The organism is Herbaspirillum sp. Her2, from assembly GCF_057961375.1.
Map to the genome: position 1 here is coordinate 4,248,743 of NZ_CM176331.1, position 21,256 is coordinate 4,269,998.

14 protein-coding genes are annotated in these 21,256 nt (G+C 60.8%); 5 read left to right on the forward strand and 9 right to left on the reverse strand.

The window, feature by feature from the left end:
- Positions 1-88: 88 nt before the first annotated feature.
- The 6 genes from ACWHXP_RS19310 to ACWHXP_RS19335 form a co-directional block, all read right to left on the reverse strand.
- Positions 89-1,285, reverse strand: coding sequence for an acetyl-CoA C-acyltransferase (locus tag ACWHXP_RS19310; RefSeq protein ID WP_008334355.1), 1,197 nt, complete (start codon positions 1,283-1,285; stop codon positions 89-91).
- 50 nt (positions 1,286-1,335) lie between these two features.
- Entirely contained in the window at positions 1,336-3,723 is a 2,388-nt protein-coding gene (locus ACWHXP_RS19315) for a 3-hydroxyacyl-CoA dehydrogenase/enoyl-CoA hydratase family protein (RefSeq protein WP_121042396.1), read from the reverse strand.
- A 222-nt stretch (positions 3,724-3,945) separates the two neighbouring features.
- Positions 3,946-5,736, reverse strand: coding sequence for an acyl-CoA dehydrogenase C-terminal domain-containing protein (locus ACWHXP_RS19320; protein WP_034329395.1), 1,791 nt, complete (start codon positions 5,734-5,736; stop codon positions 3,946-3,948).
- Positions 5,737-5,753: 17 nt separating this feature from the next.
- The gene (locus ACWHXP_RS19325; protein ID WP_489624390.1) at positions 5,754-6,455 is read right to left on the reverse strand and encodes a TetR/AcrR family transcriptional regulator; all 702 of its coding nucleotides are present in this window, start codon (positions 6,453-6,455) and stop codon (positions 5,754-5,756) included.
- A gap of 217 nt (positions 6,456-6,672) precedes the next feature.
- On the reverse strand, positions 6,673-7,134 hold the full coding sequence (locus ACWHXP_RS19330) for a hypothetical protein (protein ID WP_413460452.1): 462 nt from the start codon (positions 7,132-7,134) through the stop codon (positions 6,673-6,675).
- Positions 7,135-7,216: 82 nt separating this feature from the next.
- On the reverse strand, positions 7,217-7,591 hold the full coding sequence (locus tag ACWHXP_RS19335) for an RNA-binding S4 domain-containing protein (protein WP_039785255.1): 375 nt from the start codon (positions 7,589-7,591) through the stop codon (positions 7,217-7,219).
- A 182-nt stretch (positions 7,592-7,773) separates the two neighbouring features.
- Here ACWHXP_RS19335 and ACWHXP_RS19340 point away from each other — a divergent pair, with 182 nt between their 5' ends.
- From ACWHXP_RS19340 to ACWHXP_RS19360, 5 genes are read left to right on the forward strand one after another with little or no spacing between them, the layout of a single operon-like run.
- Complete coding sequence (locus ACWHXP_RS19340) at positions 7,774-10,674, forward strand: type VI secretion system Vgr family protein (RefSeq protein WP_489635263.1); 2,901 nt, start codon at positions 7,774-7,776, stop codon at positions 10,672-10,674.
- 26 nt (positions 10,675-10,700) lie between these two features.
- Positions 10,701-12,620 carry a phospholipase D-like domain-containing protein gene (locus ACWHXP_RS19345; RefSeq protein WP_489635262.1) on the forward strand — a complete coding sequence of 640 codons (1,920 nt, stop codon included), beginning with the start codon at positions 10,701-10,703 and terminating at the stop codon, positions 12,618-12,620.
- The gene (locus ACWHXP_RS19350; RefSeq protein WP_489635261.1) at positions 12,617-14,266 is read left to right on the forward strand and encodes an SEL1-like repeat protein; all 1,650 of its coding nucleotides are present in this window, start codon (positions 12,617-12,619) and stop codon (positions 14,264-14,266) included. Before ACWHXP_RS19345 ends, ACWHXP_RS19350 begins: the two co-directional genes overlap by 4 nt.
- Positions 14,263-16,224: a phospholipase D-like domain-containing protein gene (locus tag ACWHXP_RS19355; protein ID WP_489635260.1), complete on the forward strand. Its 1,962-nt coding sequence runs from the start codon at positions 14,263-14,265 to the stop codon at positions 16,222-16,224. Before ACWHXP_RS19350 ends, ACWHXP_RS19355 begins: the two co-directional genes overlap by 4 nt.
- Positions 16,113-17,885 carry an SEL1-like repeat protein gene (locus ACWHXP_RS19360; protein ID WP_489635259.1) on the forward strand — a complete coding sequence of 591 codons (1,773 nt, stop codon included), beginning with the start codon at positions 16,113-16,115 and terminating at the stop codon, positions 17,883-17,885. The genes ACWHXP_RS19355 and ACWHXP_RS19360 overlap by 112 nt, the downstream gene beginning before the upstream one ends.
- Positions 17,886-17,969: 84 nt before the next feature.
- Here the strand turns inward: ACWHXP_RS19360 and ACWHXP_RS19365 are convergent, their stop codons facing one another.
- The 3 genes from ACWHXP_RS19365 to ACWHXP_RS19375 all read right to left on the reverse strand — a co-directional run bounded on the left by ACWHXP_RS19365 (position 17,970) and on the right by ACWHXP_RS19375 (position 21,245).
- Positions 17,970-19,145 (reverse strand): acetyl-CoA C-acetyltransferase, encoded by a 1,176-nt coding sequence (locus tag ACWHXP_RS19365; protein WP_039785245.1) that lies wholly within the window; start codon positions 19,143-19,145, stop codon positions 17,970-17,972.
- Between the two features lie 136 nt (positions 19,146-19,281).
- Positions 19,282-20,445 (reverse strand): phospholipase D-like domain-containing protein, encoded by a 1,164-nt coding sequence (locus tag ACWHXP_RS19370; RefSeq protein ID WP_039785243.1) that lies wholly within the window; start codon positions 20,443-20,445, stop codon positions 19,282-19,284.
- A 2-nt stretch (positions 20,446-20,447) separates the two neighbouring features.
- On the reverse strand, positions 20,448-21,245 hold the full coding sequence (locus ACWHXP_RS19375; RefSeq protein WP_039785241.1) for an endonuclease/exonuclease/phosphatase family protein: 798 nt from the start codon (positions 21,243-21,245) through the stop codon (positions 20,448-20,450).
- Positions 21,246-21,256 lie beyond the last annotated feature (11 nt).

Consider the following 21,256-nt stretch of genomic DNA (forward strand, 5'->3'; position numbering starts at 1 on the left):
TGAATGTTATAAATGATTTATAAGGTTCATGAAAAAAGCCGCACGGCATGCGCAGTGCGGCTTTTGCATCAGGCCTTGCTGGCGCGGATCAGACGCGTTCGAAGATGCCCGCCGCACCCATGCCGGTGCCCACGCACATGGTCACCATGCCGTACTTCAGGTTCTTGCGGCGCAGTGCATGGATGGTGGTGGCGGCACGGATCGCACCGGTGGCCCCCAGCGGGTGACCCAGGGCAATCGCACCGCCCATGGGGTTGACCTTGCTCGGGTCCAGGCCCAGGTCGCCGATGACGGCCAGCGCTTGTGCAGCGAAGGCTTCGTTCAGTTCGATCCAGTCGATCTGGTCCTGGGTCAGGCCACCGGCCTTCAGGGCCGCAGGAATCGCTTCCTTCGGACCGATGCCCATGATCTCCGGCGGCACGCCGCGCACGGCGAAGGAGACGAAGCGCGCCAGCGGGGTCAGGTTGAATTGCTTCAGGATCTTTTCCGAAACGATGATCAGCGCACCTGCGCCATCGGAGGTCTGCGAGCTGTTGCCGGCCGTGACGCTGCCCTTGGCGGCGAAGACGGGCTTCAGCTTGGCCAGCGCGGCCAGGTTGGAATCGGCGCGCGGACCTTCGTCCAGGGCGACGGTACGGGTCTTGATGTCGATTTCGCCGGTGGCCAGGTTGGGGAAGCGCTCGACGATCTCGACCGAGGTCATCTCGTCGGCGAATTCACCGGCCTGCTGTGCGGCGATGGCCTTCTGGTGCGAAGCCAGCGAGAACTCGTCCTGCGCTTCACGCGAGACCTTCCACTGCTGCGCCACCTTCTCGGCGGTCAGGCCCATGCCATAGGCCATGCCGACGTTCTCATCCTTGAAAGCGTTGATGTTGATGGAAGGATGGAAGCCCATCATCGGCACCATGGACATCGATTCCGCACCGGCGGCGATCATGACGTCGGCTTCGCCGACGCGGATGCGGTCGGCCGCCATGGCGATAGCGGTGATGCCGGAGGCGCAGTAGCGGTTGATGGTGACGCCGCCAATGGTGTTGGGCAGGCCGGCCAGCAGCACGGCATTGCGCGCCATGTTCAGGCCTTGTGCACCTTCGGGGAAGGAGCAGCCGACGATGGCGTCCTCGATCAGCTTGGGATCCAGGCCCGGCACCTGCGCCACGGCGGACTGGATGGCACGCACCAGCAGGTCATCCGGGCGGGTGTTCTTGAACATGCCACGCGGCGCCTTGCCGATGGGGGTGCGGGTGGCGGCGACGATGTAGGCGTCTTGCAGTTGTTTGCTCATTACCAAATCTCCTTGGACTCTCCCTCCCCTTCAGGGGGAGAGAGGTTTCATTAATTGCGCACAGGCTTGCCGGTTTGCATCATGCCCATGATGCGTTCCTGGGTCTTGGGGTGGTTGAGCAGTTCCATGAAGAACTTGCGCTCGATGTCGAGCAGCCATTGTTCATTGACGATGCTGCCCTCTTCCACTTCACCACCGGCGACGGTCTCGGCAATCATCTTGCCGAGCTTGAAGTCGTGGGCCGAGATGAAGCCGCCATCACGCATGTTGACCAGCTGTGCCATGATGGTGGCCAGGCCGTTGCGGCCGATCACCGGCACCTGCGGCGGCAGTTGCGGACGATAACCGGCATCGAACAGCGCGCGCGCCTCGACCTTGGCCACGTGCAGCAATTCATAGGGGTTGAAGACGATCACGTCATCCTCGCGCAGGTAGCCCAGCTTGCGCGCTTCCAGTGCGGACTTGGAGACGTTGGCAGTGGCCGCAGCCAGCATGTATTCCTTCAGGAACTGCAGGATGTCGTTGCCCTTGGCTTCCTTGGCAGCGCGCACGGCGGCTTCCTTCAGGCCGCCACCGGCCGGGATCAGGCCCACGCCCACTTCCACCAGGCCGATGTAGGACTCGATGGAGACTACGCGCTTGGCGGTATGCAGCAGCAATTCGCAGCCACCGCCCAGCGCCAGGCCGGCGACCGCGGCGATTACCGGCACGCTGGCGTACTTCAGGCGCTGGTGCGCCTGCTGCAGCTGGTGCACTACCGGCTCGATGGCCTTGACGCCACCGGACATGAACAGCGGCAGCATCGACTGCAGGTCGGCACCGGCCGAGAAGGCGCCGCCTTCGGCCGCATCCGGATGCCAGATCACCAGGCCCTTGAAGTTCTGCTCGGCTTCGGTGACGGCCTTGTTCATGCCATCGATCACGCCCTGGCCGATCACGTGCATCTTGGTCTTGAAGGACAGGATCAGCACATCGTCGTTCTGATGCCAGATGCGCACCGATTCGTCTTCGAAGAAGGTGGTGCCGGCGCTCTTGCCATCGGCTGCACCTTCGCCCACCAGCGGGGCACGGAAGGCCTGGCGCTGATAAACCGGCAGCTCGGAACGGGCCACGTCGGCCTTCTTGGAGGGCGACCAGGAGCCCTTCTCCGAATGCACGCCATCACGGCCATCGAAGACCCAGTCGGGCAGCGGTGCGGTGGAGAGTGCCTTGCCGGCTTCGATGTCTTCCTTGACCCATTGCGCGATCTGCTTCCAGCCGGCAGCTTGCCAGGTCTCGAAGGGGCCGACGCTCCAACCGAAGCCCCAGCGCATGGCGAAGTCCAGGTCACGGGCGTTGTCGGCCACCGATTCCAGGTGCACGGCGATGTAGTGGAAGGCATCGCGGAAGATGGCCCACAGGAACTGGCCTTGCGGATTGGTCGAATCATGCAGCGCCTTCATGCGCTTGACCGGATCCTTTTCCTTGAGGATGCGGGCGATGATGTCATCGGCCTTGGCACCGCCCGGGACGTAATCGCCCTTGGCCGGATCGATGCGCAGGATGTCCTTGCCCACCTTCTTGTAGAAACCGGCACCGCTTTTCTGGCCCAGCGCCCCCTGCTCGACCAGCTTGGCCAGCAGCGGCGGGGTGGCATAGGAAGAGAAGAAGGGATCGTCCTTCAGGTTGTCCTGCATGGTCCGGATGACGTGGCCCATGGTATCCAGGCCCACCACGTCGGCAGTACGGAAGGTACCGGACTTGGCACGGCCCAGCTTGGCACCGGTCAGGTCATCGACCACATCGACCGAGAGACCATACTTTTCTGCTTCGATGATGGTGGCCAGGATGCCGAACACGCCCACGCGGTTGGCCACGAAGTTGGGCGTGTCGAAGGCCCGCACCACGCCCTTGCCCAGGGTGGTGGTGAGGAAGGCTTCGAGCTGATCGAGGATGTGCGGTTCGGTCGATTGGGTCGGGATCAGTTCGACCAGGTGCATGTAGCGCGGCGGGTTGAAGAAGTGTACGCCGCAGAAGCGCGCCTTCAGGCCCGCATCGAAACCTTCGGAGAGGGCATTGATCGACAGGCCCGAGGTATTGGAGGCGAAGATCGCCTTGGGGCCGATGTGCGGGGCGACCTTCTTGTAGAGGTCGTGCTTCCAGTCCATGCGCTCGGCGATGGCTTCGATGATGAGGTCGCAGCCTTCCAGCACGGCCAGGTCATCCTCGTAGTTGGCGACCTGGATCAGGGCCGCGTCATCCTTGTTGCCCAGCGGCGCCGGGCTCAGTTTCTTGAGGTTCTCGATGGCGCGTTGCACGATGCCGTTCTTCGGGCCTTCCTTGGCCGGCAGGTCGAACAGCACGACCGGCACGCGGGCATTGATGCAGTGGGCGGCAATCTGGGCCCCCATGACGCCCGCGCCGAGCACGGCCACTTTTTTGACGATGAAATTGGACACGCAAATCTCCTTTGCTGGTGCTGCAAACATGAAACATGAATTCGGGCCTGGCAAGGTGCTGCGCCGCTGGGACGAGCGCTCACTGTACGCTCTTTATCCCGGGTGCGGCGGCTCACAGCATGCCCTGCCGCAGTGACGCCCGCGTGACGCCGTCACGGGCCGCATTGCGTTGGATCAACGCCGCGTGCAGGCGTGCAGCCCGCGCGCGGCGTGGTGTTGCGATCAGAACAGTTCTGCGTCCAGCGCCATCAGGTTGGCCGCACCCGAACGGGCCTGGCGGATCAGCATCGCGGTTTCCGGCAGCAGGCGCGCGAAGTAGAAGCGCGCCGTGGCCAGCTTGGCGGTGTAGAAGGCGTCGCCGCTGTCCTGCTTCTCCAGCGCGATCTTGGCCATGCGGGCGAACAGGTAGGAGAACACCAGGTGGCCCACCACGCGCAGGTAGGGCACCGCAGCCGCACCGGCTTCATCCTGGTTGGCGAAGGATTTCATGCCGATTTCCATGGTCAGCTTGGTCACCTTGTCGCCGATGTCGGCCAGCGGAGTGATGAACTCGGACATGGACTCATCCGTACCGTGTTCTTCCACAAAGGCCTGGATCTGCGCGCCGAATTTCTTCAGCTTGGCACCGTTGTCCATCAGGATCTTGCGGCCCAGCAGGTCCAGCGACTGGATGGTGTTGGTCCCTTCATAAATCATGTTGATGCGGGCATCGCGCACGTATTGCTCCATGCCCCACTCGGCGATGTAGCCGTGGCCGCCGTAGACCTGCAGGCACTCGGAAGTGGCCATCCAGGCGTTGTCGGTCAGGAAGGCTTTCACCACCGGGGTCAGCAGGGCCACGATGTCGGCGCTGTCCTTGCGCACCTGCTCATCCGGGTGGGTCAGTTCCTTGTCCAGCTCCAGCGCCACATACGAAGTGAAGGCGCGTCCGCCTTCGGCGAAAGCCTTGGCCGTCAGCAGCATGCGGCGCACGTCCGGGTGCACGATGATCGGGTCAGCCGGCTTGTCGGCGGCCTTGATGCCGGACAGGCTGCGCATCTGCAGGCGGTCCTTGGCGTAGACCAGGGCGTTCTGGTAGGCCACTTCGGTCAGGCCCAGGCCTTGCATGCCCACGCCCAGGCGCGCCGCGTTCATGAACACGAACATGGCCTGCAGGCCCTTGTGCGGCTGGCCGATCAGCCAGCCGGTGGCGCCGTCCAGGTTCATCTGGCAGGTAGCGTTGCCGTGGATGCCCATCTTCTCTTCGATGGCACCGCAGAAGATCGGGTTGCGCGCGCCCAGGGAGCCGTCGGCATTGGGCAGGAACTTGGGTACCAGGAAAAGTGAAATCCCCTTCGAACCTTCCGGCGCATCGGGCAAACGGGCCAGGACCAGGTGAACGATATTGGCGGAGACGTCGTTCTCACCGGCGGAGATGAAAATCTTGTTGCCGGTGATCTTGTAGGAGCCATCAGCCTGCGGCTCGGCCTTGCTGCGCAGGAGGCCCAGGTCGGTGCCGCAATGGGCTTCGGTCAGGCACATGGTGCCGGTCCATTCGCCCGAGACCAGCTTGGGCAGGTAGAGCTGCTTCTGTTCATCCGAACCGTGCGCATGCAGGCACTCGTAGGCACCGTGCGACAGGCCGGGGTACATGGTCCAGGCCTGGTTGGACGAGTTCAGCATCTCGTAGAAGGAATTGTTGATCGTCAGCGGCAGACCCTGGCCGCCGAAGTCCGGATCACAGGACAATGCCGCCCAGCCGGCTTCCACGTATTGCTTGTAGGCTTCCTTGAAACCCTTGGGCGTGGTCACGGCCTTGCTCTCGCGATCGAAATGACAGCCCTCGCGGTCCCCCGAATGATTCAGCGGGAACAGGACCTGCGAGGCGAACTTGCCACCCTCTTCCAGCACCTGATCCACCAGTTCGCGGTTGGTGTCGGCGTGGGGCGGCAGTTCCTTGAACACTTCCTCGACATTGAGCAGCTCGTGCAGCACGAATTGCATGTCGCGCAAGGGGGCGTTGTATTGGGGCATGAATGTCTCCGGACGGGTTACGCTGCCTTCCTGGCAGCCGATTTGGAATTCTTGGGGGCGCTGGTACTGGCGCTGTCGCTGCCCTGCGGGCGGTAGCTGTCGATCAGACGGCGGAAGCTGGCCTCGGCGCGTTCGACGCTGCCGGGAATGTGCAGGAAGCGCGCATCGTGATGCAGGGCCAGGATCAGGCCATACATTTCATAGACCATCTGGCTGACCTCGATGTCGGTGCGCAGGTGGCCGACTTCCATGGCCTGCTTGATGCAGCGTTCCAGCGCATCGCGCCAGGCCTGGACCATGGCAACCAGGTGGTCGCGGATGGCGCCCGGGCGGTCGTCATACTCGACCGCGCCGCTGATGTAGATGCAGCCCAGGGCGATTTCCACCGTGACCTGCTTGATCCAGCGCGCGAACATGCCTTCCAGGCGCGGCAGGCCGCGCGGCTCCTTGATGGAGGGATAGAACACGTCCTGCTCGAAGCGGTTGTGGTACAGGCGCACGACCTCGATCTGCAGGTCCTCGCGCGAGCCGAAATGGGCGAAGACGCCGGACTTGCTCATCTTCATCTTCTCGGCCAGGAGGCCGATGGTGAGCCCTTCCAGGCCATCACGGCTGGCCAGCTCCAGCGCCACATCCAGGATGGCGGCGCGGGTCTGCTCGCCCTTGCGCAGGAACTTGGGCCGGGCGGGCGCGGTGGTCACCTTGCTTGTCTCAGTCATCGTTGTCTCTTTGATATCCGCCGCAGGCGGCGACGGGAAGGAACCGGTTCGACGGGCGCGGCTCGGGGTCCGCTGTCTTGTGCCCTGGATAACCTGACATGAATTTATCTTCATGCAGAATTTATTCGAACGATCGTACTATTATTCATCGCGCCGCAAATGTCAAACAAAAAATCGGGCTGTCTTGTGGTACGGATTTTTGCTGCGCGGCAAGTCTTCAGGCGGACTCGGGAGGGGGGCTGGCGGCGCCCAGCAGGTCGTGGGCATCGAGCAGGGCATAGACGATGGTGGGATTGTTTTCCAGGCACTTGCGGATGGCCGCCGGGATGGTGTCGCGCGTCTTGCGGCACAGGCCGGGCTGCTCGGCCAGGTGGATCTGCAGGCCGCGCACGGTGCGCACCTCGTTGGCCCCGGGGCTGATGTGCAGGTGGATGCCGAGGTTCTTGCGCATGAGGCTGCCCACATGCAGCAGCTCGTCGTAGGTGCTGATGCGGGTGATGCGTTCGATCAGGCGTTTTTCTTCTTCACGGGTAAGCCAGAGTACGCGCGCTTCGGGCGCGTGCAGGCATTCCAGCAGCGCCTCACGCTGGCAATCGCAGGCACCGGGCGGGCACTCCTTGCGCAGGGGCCGGGCCACGGGGACGGACTGCATCGATTCGGAAGAGACCACCTGAGACATCTGCACCTTTGCACCTGGGTTGGAGAAAAGACAGGCCGGGGAAACGGCCTTCATCTTACAACGAGCCAGCGCTGCGGCGGGATCAGGATGAGGAGCGGTCCAGCAGGCGGCGGTCACGCTTGGTGGGACGTCCCTTGATCTCGGCCGAGGGTTCGCGGAAGAGGCGATGGCGTTCGGCCAGCGCGGCACGGCGCGTGATGCTCTCCTCGGTTTCCTGATAGAGGGTCGCGGCAATGGCGGCAGAGCCGCGCTTGTCGGCGATGCCGGTGACCAGCACTTCCCATTCGGTGGAACCGTTGTCGATGTCCAGGCGGTCGCCGTTCCTGACGTTGTGGGCGGGCTTGGTGCGCTCGCCGTTGAGCTTGATGCGGCCGCGCTCCACGGCTTCGGTGGCCTGAGACCGCGTCTTGAAGAAGCGTGCGGCCCAGCACCATTTGTCGATGCGGGTGGTGTCCATGTAGGGATGAGAATTGGTCGTTGGCGCTAAGTAGGTAGGGCTAATTATCGATATTTTTTGAATCATTTGCTCAAGAAAATCGGGATTCACATCCTTTCTTTGGTGAATCTCTGCCCTGGTGGATCAGCCTCACTATGCTGGCCAGTTTTGCGACCACACTTGTCGCTGCCGTCCATTCCGCCATGACAGATCAATTCCAGACCATCGCTGCGGCATTTGCCGGCGTCGTACTCTCGCAGCAACGCCGTCCCCTCAGGCTGCGCTGGCGAGCGCAGGAAGCTCGTTTCGCGCAATGGCTGCTGGTGCAGCGGGTCGACATCGAGGAAGCTTGTCTGGAAGGGCTGCAGGCGAAGCTGACCTGCGTGTCCAGCGATCCTGAACTGCCGCTGCAGGCCCTGCTCGGACAGCCGCTGGGCATCGAGATCGTGACTGACCGCGGCGCTCTGCATCACACCAACGGGATCATCACCGAGGCGCGCGCCGGCCAGGCCGACGGTGCGCTGCGGGTCTACCAGCTCACGCTCAAGGACGCGCTGTCGATCATGGAGGAGCGCATCAACACCCGCGTCTTCCGTCAACTGAGCGTGCCGCGCATCCTGGAGATCATGCTCGGTGAATGGCGTCAGCGCAGCCCCGCACTGGCGACGGCGTTTCACTTCGATCTGGATGGCCTGGAAGATCGCCGCTATCCGATGCGCGAGATCAGCCATCAGTTCAACGAATCCGATGCGCACTTCATCAGGCGGCTCTGCCGGCGCGAGGGCATTGCCTGGTATGTAGCCAGCCCCCAGCCCGCTGCCGAGACCGGCAGGACAGAGGATGCAGACGTTCCAATGCATAAGCTGGTGTTCTGCGATCAGTCCGCCCTGCTGCCCCGAGCCCTTGCCGGTACGGTGCGTTACCACCGCGAGGGTGCCACCGAGGAGCGCGACACCATCAGCGCATGGAGCCGCCAGCGCAACCTGGTGCCGGGTCGCGTATGGCGCGGCAGCTGGGACTACAAGGCGGTGCGCGTGGAGGAAGCCGCCAGCCACAGCGCGATCGACCAGGGCGATACCGGCCGGGCATTGGCGGCCATCCTGAATGACGGGTTGATCGAGGCCCCTCACGCTGCGGATGGCCAGCAAGATCACTTGCGCCTGGCCGATGCCCGCATGCTGGCGCACGAGGGCCGCAGCGAATCCTTCGAGGCCAGTGGTACGGTGCGCGATCTGGCGGTGGGGCACTGGTTCGAGCTGGAAGGGCATCCGGACATGCACGGCCAAGATCGCACCTTGCGCGAATTCATCGTGACCTCCTTGCGGCAGCAAGCCGAAAACAATTTCCCCAAAGCGTTGCAGGATGCGATCGACCGCCTGCTGCCCGCCTCCACCTGGCAAGCCGATGTACAGGGCGCAGCGGACATGCGCTACCGCAACCAGCTCAGCTGCCGCCGCCGCAGCGCGCCGCTGGCACCGCATTACGATCCCCGGCTGCATCTGCCGGCCGTGCATCCGGTCACCGCACTGGTAGTCGGGCCTGCCAACGAGGAGGTGTATTGCGACGAGCTGGGCCGCATCAAGGTACAACTGCAGGGCTTGCACGTGGAAGACCACGTCCACGCGCAAGGTGCGGGCACCAGCGGGCAGGAACGGGATAGCGCATTTGTGCGGGTATCGAGCGCCTGGGCCGGAGCAGGCTATGGGCACGATGCGGTGCCCCGGGTCGGCATGGAAGTGCTGATCGATTTTCTTGGGGGTGATCCGGACAAGATGTTCGTCGCCGGTGTCCTGCACAACGGCATCAACCATCCGGCGCGCTTCAGCCACAGCGGCGGCTTGCCCGGCAATCGCTTCCTCTCGGGGATCAAGAGCAAGGAGATCGAAGGCGTCCGCTACAACCAGCTGCGGCTGGATGACACACCCGGACAGATCAGCACGCAACTGGCCAGCGAGCACCAGCACAGCCAGATCAATCTGGGTTATCTCACCGAACCGCGCCACGACGGGCAGGGAGATGGCCGTGGCGAGGGACTGGAGGCGCGCACGGATGGGCATGGCGTCCTGCGTGGGGCCAAAGGCATCCTCATTACGGCACAAGCACAGGACCGGGGGCGCGGCCGCATGCTGGAGCGCGAGGCCCTGCTGGACACCCTGCACAGTCTGGAGGAACTGGCGCAGCGCCTGAGCCAGGATGCCGCCAGGTACCACGCAGAAGTGACCGATCTGGCGCAGCTGGAGCGCATCAGGAAGCAGCTGCAGGCATGGGACACGAGCGAAGCGGCCGGCGGCACGAGGCACGCTGCGGCACCCATGGTCGCCCTCGACGCACCGGCCGGCGTGAGCGTGACGAGCCAGGACACCATGGTGCTGGGCGCGTCCCGGCATATCGACCTGGTCAGCCGGGACAATACCCAGCTCAATGCCGGACGCAAATTGCTGATGCGGGCAGGAGAAATGTTCGCTGCCTTTGCCGGCAAGCACATGAAGCTGATCAGCGGCAAGGGCAGTGTCAAGGTGCAGGCGCACGAAGAACACGTCGAGCTTCAGGCTGCGCGACGCATCCTGCTGGAGGCCAGCGAAGAGATCATTCTGCAGGCCCCGAAGATCAGCATCCGTTCGCGCGATGACACGCAAATCCATGGCGGCGGCAGCTTCAGCCGCTGGAATGCCAGCCTCATCGAACACGGCACCAGCGGACAGTGGCGGCAACAGGCTGCTGAACACAATGTGCTGGGTCCGGCCAATTGTCCGCCACCGGAGATAGCGCCACCGCCTACCTATGAAGACTTGCAGCAGAGCGGCAGTTTGCTGGTGCGCCTGCGCAGTCATGCGCGCGATGGAAGGCCGCTGGCACACCAGCCCTATACGCTCTTCAAGCAGGGGGCGCAGATCGACGTGGGCGTCACTGACGCGGCCGGGCGATTAAGGATCGAAGGCCATCAGCCGGGCGACGACAGCTACTCGGTCAAGCTCCCCAATGGCTACTGCTTTGATTTACCGGTCCACGAACAGGTCAGCGCACTGGACCAACAACTGGCGGCCTCGGGCTACCGCAGTACTGAAGCGGACGCAGAAAGCCGCCTGCGCCATGCAGGCGCCTGAACCCCTTCCCTTTCTGGATCATCGCCATGACACAGACCTACCACCCAGGCAGCGTCCCCATCGACCTGCGCAAACGTAGTGCTACCGCAACGGCGCAATGGCTGCTGGAGCGCGCAGAAGACAGCAACTCCCCGATCTATCACGCCAACCAGCTTGAAGTATTGATCTGCGGCGAAGAGGGCTTTGCTCGTATCTTGCAAGACATCCGCCAGGCGCGGCACAGCGTGGAGATCATCTGCTGGGGCTTCGACCCTGCCATGGAACTGGAACGCAAGGGCAACACCTGGCCGCGCGGTCCGACCTGGGGGGATTTGCTCAGGGAGGTCGCGGCCGGCAAGTACAACAACGGCAAGCCGGTCGATGTAAGGGTGCTGTGCTGGAACGAGGGCATGATCTCCACGATGGCCAAGAATACGCCGGGTTATGGCACCCTCAATGCGGATCAGGTCAGGCGCCTGCGGCATCATGAACGGCTCTCCGGCAAGCCACACGAAGCCGGCCTCACACCGCAGGAACGGCGCCGTCATTTCAACGCAATGTGGTTCTTTGATGCCACCCATGGTACGTCTGCGCATCTCAGCTTCAAGGTTCGCCCGGGTGATGCCGACAAGGTCCGCCAGAGTCTTGCAGAAGAGCGTTCGGCAAGGCTGGCGATGGCTGAGCACCAATCCCTGGTCCAGGCATCGACGGCGCATCAGAAAACGATACTCATCGACTACGACCATGCAGAAGGCGAACATGCAGTCGGCTACGTGATGGGATTGAACGGCGTCACCGATTATTGGGATACGCGAAAGCACTTGTTTCACGACCCGCGCCGGGGGCAATCGTGGGAAGGCGGCGGGGATGAATTTCCCGGCCTGAAACCACTGCAAGACTACGCCTGCCGCATTTGCGGCGAGGCCCTGATCAGCGTGAGCAAGAATTTCGTGGATGCCTGGAATCGGGTGGCCACTGCCGATCAGAAAATCCAGCGTGCGCATGACCTGCGCTCCCCGCCAGCTGGCCTGAAGGTTCGCGCTGGCAAGGCCGCTCATCGCGCGCAGATCGTGCGCACTCAGGCCGAGGAAGGCGACAAGACCATCCAGCGTCTCTATCGGCAGGCGACCAGTTTTGCTTCCAACTACATCTACATCGAGAACCAGTACTTCCAATACACCGAGTGGGCGCGGTATCTCAAGCAGCTACGGCGTGATTTCATCGCGGCATGGAAGGTAGCAGGACAGCCGATGAAGGCGCTTCCCGATCTGCATGTCTTCATCGTCACCCCCACCCCGGAGCGCACGCAGATGGTTCCGGCCACGCACGAGACCGTCAAGGCACTCGGGCATGGCACATTGATGCCCAATCAGGACAAGGAAGTGGAACGAGAGCTGGCTCTGCGGGAACAGGAGAAAGAACTGGCGACCTACGCGTTCAAGGAAAGGAAAAATGGTGCTCCGCCAGAGCTGGTGCGGGGACCCAAGCCAGCTACTCCTGACGGTAAAGCCCGAAGCAATGCAGACATCGCAAAGGAGCTTGATGCCCTCGGCATCAAGACGCTCGTGGCCAGTCTGTGGGCCTACGATCATGCCGGGGACAGCAAGGGTGAAAAATATCGCGAGATCTATATCCACAGCAAGTTGATGATCATCGACGATGCGTTCTTTACGTTAGGTAGCGCCAACATGAATCTGCGCAGCATGGCAGTGGATGCTGAGATCAACATCGGATGTGATGATCCGTTGTTGAGCGAGAAACTGCGGAGGGAGGTTTTTTCTATGCACTCCGGAAGCACTGCTTCATGCGACGGCGGCAACGGAACTTCATCGTCAATTCAATCTGCATTTGAAGCTTGGCAGGAATTGTTGCGAGTTAACCAGAATAAGAAAGCTTCACGGAAACCCTTAACAGGCTTCTTGTTGCCATTTTTTGATGTACGCACTTCCTCGATCCGACTGGCATGAACAACGAACCTACTCCAAAAGCATTTCCCGGCAAGGGCATTCTCAAGACAATTTCGCTCGCCATTACTCTTTCTCTTTTCTTGAATTCCTGCATGAACTCCCTTCCCCGCAACATGCCCCTGACGGCATTCGATCCACACATGAAAATATGGACGTGCCGATACGAAAAACCTGCAGAACCTCAACTCGATGCACAAGCCGAGCAATGGTTCAGAGAAGGTTTGGCGTTAACCAGCTTTGACCTTTGGCCTGATGATCGTCAATTCAATAAGGCGGCGGCTCTCTGGACCAAGGCGGCCGAAAAAGAGCATTGGAAAGCCATGCTCAACCTGGCAAGTCTTTACGTTGAGGGAAAAGGCGTTACGCGGGACACGGAGCGTGCTGTTCAACTTGTTGAGGAGGCTATGCGCAAAGGAGTGCCGAAGGCCTTCGATTTGATGGGGACTTACCACATCAATGGAACAGGTGTTAAACAAGATGCGACGAGGGCTTATGCATTCTGGATCCTCGCGGCCGAGATGGGAGATGCTGATGCTCAGGCTTATCTGGGGGCAAAGCTCATGGCGGCATACGACGACCCCAAGGGAACATTCTGGGGCAATTCAGTCATTGGAAGAAAAATGCTGGAATGTTCCTACGCACAAGAAAACGGTAATGGCGCGTCCGAACTTGGATTGCGTATCGCACTGCCTGAAGAACTGGAACGCTCGCTCAAGGTTTATCACGACGGCGTGAAATTCGGGAACGAAATGAGTGCCATCCATATGGCGGTAGAGTTTCGAGGAGGTCTCGAATCTGGCGGTCCGAGACCGGATCCCGATCGTGCTGAACGCTACTCTGCCATCAGCGACATGCTCCGCCTCAACCCCGACCTCCGCCTCCCCAACCTGGACAAGGTTCTCCCCCTCCCTCCCGCCATCCTCCCCTATTGGGACGGCGACAAACAATCCCTGATCGATGGTGCCAAGCCAGTCAAGACAGCCTCACTGGCGGACATCAAACCCTCCCCCGCTTCACTGCGTCAGGGCCGCGCGCACATCCCCGACGGCTTTGTCCTCCCTGACGAGCCACAAGGTGGCCCTCTGATCCAGCATCCAAACACCAATGCCGTCATCAGCGGTTATTGGATCGCCCAATTAGTCAAACCCTACACACCCCGCCAAGTCGCATGGAATGCGGCACAGGTACCCATGCACTATGAGCAGGGAGAATCCTTCACTCCCCCTGACGACGTCACAAAAGAGTCCGGCATTCTTCGTTTCCACTATCTCGGCATACCGGTTCCCAAAGTGCCAGCTGCACGACATGTCCCAGACTGGCGCGTCCCCCAAGGCGTGCTGCGCGAGATTCCCGTTCCTTCACGCGAACTGCGCGCCACAGGCTTGCTTCCTGCACCCGCTACCGGTATCTGGCACGGACGAATTGATCCGGCCCATCCGCTGGCCAAGGTCTTCAACCAATGGAACCGCCAGGCCTATGTCGAAGAAGGGCAGCCCTTCCCCGATCCGCGTGATCGCGGGCTGGACATCTCTCCGAAAGAAATTGAATGGCAATGGCTGGATCAGGCGAATCAGCCCCTGCCCTCAGGCCGCAAGGACATCACGATTCGCAACTTTTCCCCTTCAGAAACGACAAGCGCTCGTTGACGACAACCATCGCGCTTTCAACGACGCTACTTATGAAAGAAACACATCATCCGGGCAGCGTGCCCATGGATCTGCGCAAAAGATCGGCCACCGCCACTGCACAATGGCTGCTGGAACGCGCAGAAGACAGCAACTCTCCGATCTATCACGCCAACCAGCTGGAAATATTGATCTGCGGCGAAGAAGGCTTTTCCCGTATCTTGCAGGACATCCGGCGGGCCAAGCACAGTGTGGAAATCATTTGCTGGGGCTTCGATCCCGCCATGGAACTGGAACGCACGGGCAATACCTGGCCTCGGGGTCCGACCTGGGGGGATTTGCTCAGGGAGGTCGCGGCCGGCAAGTACAACAACGGCAAGCCGGTTCAGGTGCGGGTGCTGTGCTGGCGTGATGGACTGGTCTCCGCTCTGGCGAGAAATACACCGGGCTACGGGATGTTCCAAGCGGAGCAGGTCAAGCGCATCCGGCATCACGAGCGCCTCTCCGGAAAACCACATGAAGCCGGGATGACGCCACAGGAGCGCCGCGACTACTTCAACGCATTGTGGTTCTTTGATGCGACCCACGGCACCCATTCTCATCTCAGCTTCAAGGTCCGCGCGTGCGACAGCGACAAGGTGCGCGAGAGCCTTTCGAAAGAAAACAAGAAGATCTTCCCGCGGATGGAAGCTATCTCCTTCATGGAAGCCTCGACTGCGCATCAAAAAACGATACTGATCGACTATGACCATGCGCACGGCAAGCACGCGGTTGGTTACGTCATGGGCTTGAACAGCGTCACCGATTACTGGGATACCAGAAAACACCTGTTTCATGATCCGCGCCGAGGTGAATCATGGGAAGGCGGTGGAGACAATCTCCCGGGCCTGAAGCCATTTCAGGATTATGCGTGCCGTATTGTCGGTGAGGTACTCATCTGCGTGAGCAAGAACTTTGTCGATGCCTGGAATCGGGTCGCCCCTCCCGGTCAGACAATCCAGCGCGTGCATGATCTGCGCTCACCGCCTGCTGGCCTGAAGGCAAGCGCGGGCAAGGCCGCTCACCGCGCACAGATCGTGCGCACCCAGCCGGAGGAAGGTGACAAAACCATCCAGCGCCTGTATCGGCAAGCGACCAGTTTTGCTTCCAACTACATCTACATCGAAAACCAGTATTTCCAGTACACCGAATGGGCCAGGTATCTCAAGCAAATGCGGCGCAACTTCATTGCTGCGTGGAAGGAAGCGGGACAGCCATTGAAGACCCTTCCGGATCTGCATGTCTTCATCGTCATCCCTACACCCGAACGAGTACAGATGGTCCCGGCCACGCATGAAACACTCAAGCTGCTCGGGCTGGGAACTTCGATGCCTGATCAGGACAAGATGTTCGAAGAGCAGCAACAGGTCCGTCAGAAACAACAACAGAGGGAGATTGAAAGGGTCAGCCTCAAAGAGACGGGGAATGGTACGCCACCGGAGCTTGTACGAACGCCCAAGCCCCCGCCGGGACAACAGGAACCCTACGGCAATGCCGAGATCGCCGAGGAATTGGAGGCATTGGGTATCAAGACGCTGGCAGCCAGCCTTTGGACCTACGACCATACCGGGAAAAGCACGGGCGACAAATATCGCGAGATCTACATTCACAGCAAGTTGATGATCATCGACGATGCCTTCTTCACCTTGGGCAGCGCCAATCTCAATCTGCGCAGCATGGCGGTGGATGCTGAAATCAATATCGGGTGTGATGATCCGCTGTTGAGCGAAAAACTGAGGAAGGAAGTTCTTTCCTTGCACTCATTTAGCACGACAGCGTGCGATGGCGGAAATGGATCTCCATTGGACATCAAGAGAACCTTCCTTCAATGGCAACGACAGATGCTGGACAACCAGAGCAGCAAGGAAGCAAATACTTCACCCAAAAGCTTTCTTTTCCCATTTTCGGACAAGAGAACTTCGGAGTTCCGATTGGCATGACTTCACAGATGAAGTGTGATCTTAAATCCGAAACCATCGGCCTTTTCTACTGCATCAAAAGATCGCTGGTGTATTTGTCACTCCCCTTTTTCTCAGCTTGCTCCATGGACCATCTTCCTCGCAATATGCCCCTTAAAACATTCCAGCCCCATATGGAAAACTTCATCTGCCGACATGAGAAAGACGTCGAGAGCAAGCTGGATGAGATCGCAGAGAACTGGTTTCGAGAGGGATTGGCAATCACCAGCTACGACCTCTGGCCTGAAGACCGGGACTACAGAAAGGCAGCCATTCTCTGGGAAAACGCCGCAAAAAAAATGCATTGGAAAGCCATGTTGAATTTATCAAGTCTTTACTTGGCAGGCAGGGGGGTTACGCAAGATTCCGAGCGCGCCGTTACCTTGGTTGAACAAGCAATGCAGATGGGCATTCCAAGCGCTTACGATCTGATGGGGACATACCATCTAAACGGATCCGGAGTAAAAAAGGACGCCACCAGAGCCTACGCATTTTGGGCTCTCGCTGCTGAGATGGGTAGCTCCGCAGCACAGGCCTACCTGGGCCGAAAACTCAACGCCAACTACGATGATCCTCGCGGATCATTTTGGGGAAATAAGGCGATCGGATTAACAATGCTGAGGTGTGCTGTTGCACAAGAGAGTGCACTTGCCAGCCTGAATTTGGGCGTCAGTCTGAATGCAATGACGAAATATGATGAAGCGCTGCGAGTACTCCATCAAGGAGCTACCTTTGGCAGCGCGGCAAGTGCCAATTATCTCGCAGCAAGCTTCGCTACTGCTGACGAACTGACGGGCAATGTACCCGATCCAGACAGGGCCGACCGATATATGGCAATCGGAGATATGCTCCACCTCAACCCGGACCTGCGCCTCCCCAACCTCGACAAAGTCCTCCCCCTGCCTCCCGCCATCCTCCCCTACTGGGATGGCGACAAACAATCCCTGATCGACGGTGCCAAACCCGTCAAGGTGGTTGTATCTGAAATCGGCAAACCCTCCCCAGCTTCCCAGCGCCAAGGCCGCGCTCACATCCCAGACGGCTTTATCCTCCCTGAAAAGCCACAAGGTGGCCCTCTGATCCAGCATCCAAACACCAATGCCGTCATCAGCGGTTATTGGATCGCCCAATTAGTCAAACCCTACACTCCCCGCCAAGTCGCCTGGAATGCGGCACAGGTACCCATGCACTACGAGCAGGGCGAATCCTTCACTCCCCCTGACGACATCACAAAAGAGTCTGGCGTTCTTCGTTTCCACTATCTCGGCATACCGGTTCCCAAAGCGCCAGCTGCACGACATGTCCCAGACTGGCGCGTCCCCCAAGGCGTGCTGCGCGAGATCCCCGTTCCTTCACGCGAACTGCGCGCCACAGGCTTGCTTCCTGCACCCGCTACCGGTATCTGGCACGGACGAATTGATCCGGCCCATCCTCTGGCCAAGGTCTTCAACCAGTGGAACCGCCAGGCCTATGTCGAAGAAGGGCAGCCCTTCCCCGATCCGCGTGATCGCGGGCTGGACATCTCTCCGAAAGAAATTGAATGGCAATGGCTGGATCAGGCCAACCAACCCCTGCCTTCAGGACGCAAAGCCATCACGATCCGCAATTTCAGTGCGGAAGAACCAATGGCAAAAGGAAGCTGATCGGCGGGGCCCCCATCTTGCCCCAAAGAAAAACGCCGGCTGAAAAGCCGGCGTTTCTTCATCACGACAAGCGCATCAACAGGCTCAACGCTCCACCGCCAGCGCCACGCCCATGCCGCCACCGATACACAGGCTCGCCAGGCCCTTCTTGGCATCACGGCGCACCATCTCATGCAGCAGCGTCACCAGCACGCGGCAGCCCGAGGCACCGATGGGGTGGCCCAGGGCGATGGCGCCGCCATTGACGTTGATCTTGCTGGTGTCCCAGCCCATCTGCTTGTTCACCGCAATGGCTTGCGCGGCGAAGGCTTCGTTGATTTCCATCAGGTCCAGATCCTGCGGCGTCCAGCCGGCCTTCTTCAAGGTCAGCTGCGATGCCGGCACCGGGCCCATGCCCATGATGCTGGGATCCAGGCCAGCCGAGGAATACGCCTTGATCCTGGCCAGCACCGGCAGACCCAGTTCCGCGGCCAGCTTGGCCGAGGTCACCACCACGGCCGCCGCACCATCGTTGATGCCGGAGGCGTTGCCGGCCGTCACCGTGCCAGCCTTGTCGAAGGCCGGACGCAGACCCGCCAGGGCTTCGGCAGTCACGCCGTGCTTGACGAATTCATCGGTATCGAAGACCACGGTTTCCTTCTTGCCCTTGATTTCGATGGGCACGATCTCATCCTTGAACCTGCCGGCCTTCTGCGCCGCTTCAGCCTTGTTCTGCGAGGCGGCAGCGAAGGCGTCCTGCTCTTCGCGGCTGATCTCGAACTTCTTGGCCACGTTCTCGGCGGTGATGCCCATGTGGTACTGGTTGTAGACGTCCCACAGGCCATCGACGATCATGGTGTCGGTCAGCTTGGCATCGCCCATGCGGAAGCCGTCACGCGAGTTGTTGAGCACGTGCGGCGAGGCGCTCATGTTTTCCTGGCCACCGGCGATGACGATCTGGGCGTCGCCGCAGCGAATCGCCTGCGCCGCCAGCTGCACCGCCTTCAGGCCGCTGCCGCAGACCTTGCCGACCACGAAGGCCGGGACCATGTCAGGCAGGCCCGACTTGATGACCGACTGGCGCGCCGGGTTCTGGCCCAGGCCAGCCGTGAGCACCTGGCCGAGGATGACTTCGCTGATGGCTTCCGGCTTGATGCCGGTCTTGGCCAGCAGGGCCTTGATGACTTGCGCACCCAGATCGGCCGCCGCAATCTTCGACAAGGATCCGCCGAATTTGCCGATCGCCGTTCTCTGTGCTGCGACAATGACCACATCATCCATAACTCGCTCCTTTTATTGAAATGGCAGGAAGCCGCGCACGGCTGTCCTTCGAAAACCGGGATGGTCATCTTATTCGATTTCAGCTTGGAACGCGATATGGTGAATTTTCGGTAAATCAAACACCCGGCAAAAAGTCTCAAGCGTCTTTTCCGAGCGTGATGATGTGAATTACCGTGCGATACAAGAGGAAGGCCGCACCATACGCCGCCCGCTTGTACCAGGGCACGTGCAGGAAGTCCGACAGGTGCACCACCCGGCCCCCGGCCGCACCGGCTTCGATCTCCTGGCGCAGGTAAGCGGCGAAGGCCGGATCCTGCACCACCACGTTGGCTTCCTGGTTGACGAACAGCGACAGGCCGTCATAGTTGCTCGATCCCACGGTGGCCCATTTGTCATCCACCACGGCCACCTTGGCATGCAGTTCCGTATGGGTGTATTCGATGATGCGCACGCCCGCGCGCAGGAGCTTGGGATAGAAGGAATGCGCCACCGCATCCTGCATCACGAACTGTCCCACGCCCAGCAGCAGGGTCACCTTCACCCCGCGCATGGCGGCTTCTTCCAGCGCGCGACGCATCTTGCGGCCCGGGGCGAAATAGGGATTGGCGAGGAAGGCCGTCTCCCGCGCACGCCCCAGCGCCTGCAGATAGGCGCGCTGGATCGTGCGCCGGTTGCGGAAATTGTCGCGCACCACCAGCGCAGCCTGGGTCTGGTCATGCACTGGACCTGGGTGGCCATGGCGCAGGCGCTTGAAGTTGCGCCAGCGCGCCTTCAGTTTCATGCGCCCCACACGCAGCCATTGCGCCTGCACTTCACGATAGATGTCCTGCACCAGCGGCCCGAGCACGCTCACGGCGAAATCCCAGCGCGGTGCGGGCAGCGCGGTGATGTGGTCACGGTCGGACACCATGTCGTCATTGATGTTGAGCCCGCCAACGAAGGCCACCTGCCGATCCACCACGCACAGCTTGCGGTGGCTGCGCGCCACGCCGCGCCGGAACCAAGGATTGAAGGAGCGATGCTGCACCCCGGCCGCCGTCAGCGCGAGTCGCAATTTGTTAGTATTTTCGCGTCCGGTACCGAGCCAGTCATTGATGACATAGACCACAACGCCGCGTCCGGCGGCTCTTTGCAGGGCTTCGCAGACCAGTATCCCCGTATCGTCGAGCGAAAAAATATAAGTTTCCAGATAGATCTCGACGCGTGCTGCGTCGATGGCGCTGATCAGGGCGGGATAGAACCCCGCGCCACTGTGCAGCAGCGCAATCTGGTTGCCGTCAGTAAAGGTGAGGTGGCGCAAGATCAGGCCAGCTGCAGTTCGGTCACGATCGGGGCATGGTCCGACAGGCGCGCCCAAGGGCCATCCTTGAGGACCTCCGCCATTTCCACGCGGAAACCTCGCACATAGATGCGGTCCAATCTCAGCCACGGCATCATGGCCGGAAAGGTCCGTGCCGGGCGGATCGGTGCCGACAAGCCACCGAGTCGGCGCAAGCCATGCATCACGCCGCGCGCATTGGGCTGCGGCTGATCGAACACTTCGGTCACGCCCAGGTTCTGGTACAACGTGCGGCTCAACTGGTTGGTCCAGTCATTGAAATCACCGGCAATCAGCAAGGGAGCATCGGGCGGCGAGGAGGTGCTCACGGCCTGGATCAGCGCATCGATCTGGCGCCGACGGCCCCCTGCGAACAGCCCCAGGTGAATCACGTAGCAATGCACCTCCACCCCTTCGATGGGCACCACGCAATGCAGGATGCCACGTGACTCATAGGCATGGTCCGACACATCCTGGTTGCGGATGGAAGCGATTTCAAAACGCGAAATGAGCGCATTGCCATGATGGCCATGGTCATACACGGCATTCATGCCGTAGGCGGCGTGGTGGGTATCACCGGCAAGATATTCATGCTGCCCCTGCTGCGGCCAGTTGGAGGCGTGGCGCAGGGCGTTGAGGTCGTGGCGGCCCTGCACTTCCTGCAGGAACAGGATATCCGGATCCAGTTGTGCCAGCGCCTGCTTCAGCGCCAGGATGCGCGGGCGGCCGGCAAAGGAGGTCACGCCCTTGTGGATGTTGTATGTGGCGACACGCAGCTTCATCGATGCAACCT

Bases quoted from the DNA above. Each gene is read 5' to 3' on its own strand.
- ACWHXP_RS19310 (WP_008334355.1), bottom strand. From the start codon at position 1,285: ATGAGCAAACAACTGCAAGACGCCTACATCGTCGCCGCCACCCGCACC.
- ACWHXP_RS19320 (WP_034329395.1), bottom strand. From the start codon at position 5,736: ATGCCCCAATACAACGCCCCCTTGCGCGACATGCAATTCGTGCTGCAC.
- ACWHXP_RS19325 (WP_489624390.1), bottom strand. From the start codon at position 6,455: ATGACTGAGACAAGCAAGGTGACCACCGCGCCCGCCCGGCCCAAGTTC.
- ACWHXP_RS19330 (WP_413460452.1), bottom strand. From the start codon at position 7,134: ATGTCTCAGGTGGTCTCTTCCGAATCGATGCAGTCCGTCCCCGTGGCC.
- ACWHXP_RS19335 (WP_039785255.1), bottom strand. From the start codon at position 7,591: ATGGACACCACCCGCATCGACAAATGGTGCTGGGCCGCACGCTTCTTC.
- ACWHXP_RS19340 (WP_489635263.1), top strand. From the start codon at position 7,774: ATGACAGATCAATTCCAGACCATCGCTGCGGCATTTGCCGGCGTCGTA.
- ACWHXP_RS19345 (WP_489635262.1), top strand. From the start codon at position 10,701: ATGACACAGACCTACCACCCAGGCAGCGTCCCCATCGACCTGCGCAAA.
- ACWHXP_RS19350 (WP_489635261.1), top strand. From the start codon at position 12,617: ATGAACAACGAACCTACTCCAAAAGCATTTCCCGGCAAGGGCATTCTC.
- ACWHXP_RS19360 (WP_489635259.1), top strand. From the start codon at position 16,113: ATGGCAACGACAGATGCTGGACAACCAGAGCAGCAAGGAAGCAAATAC.
- ACWHXP_RS19365 (WP_039785245.1), bottom strand. From the start codon at position 19,145: ATGGATGATGTGGTCATTGTCGCAGCACAGAGAACGGCGATCGGCAAA.
- ACWHXP_RS19375 (WP_039785241.1), bottom strand. From the start codon at position 21,245: ATGAAGCTGCGTGTCGCCACATACAACATCCACAAGGGCGTGACCTCC.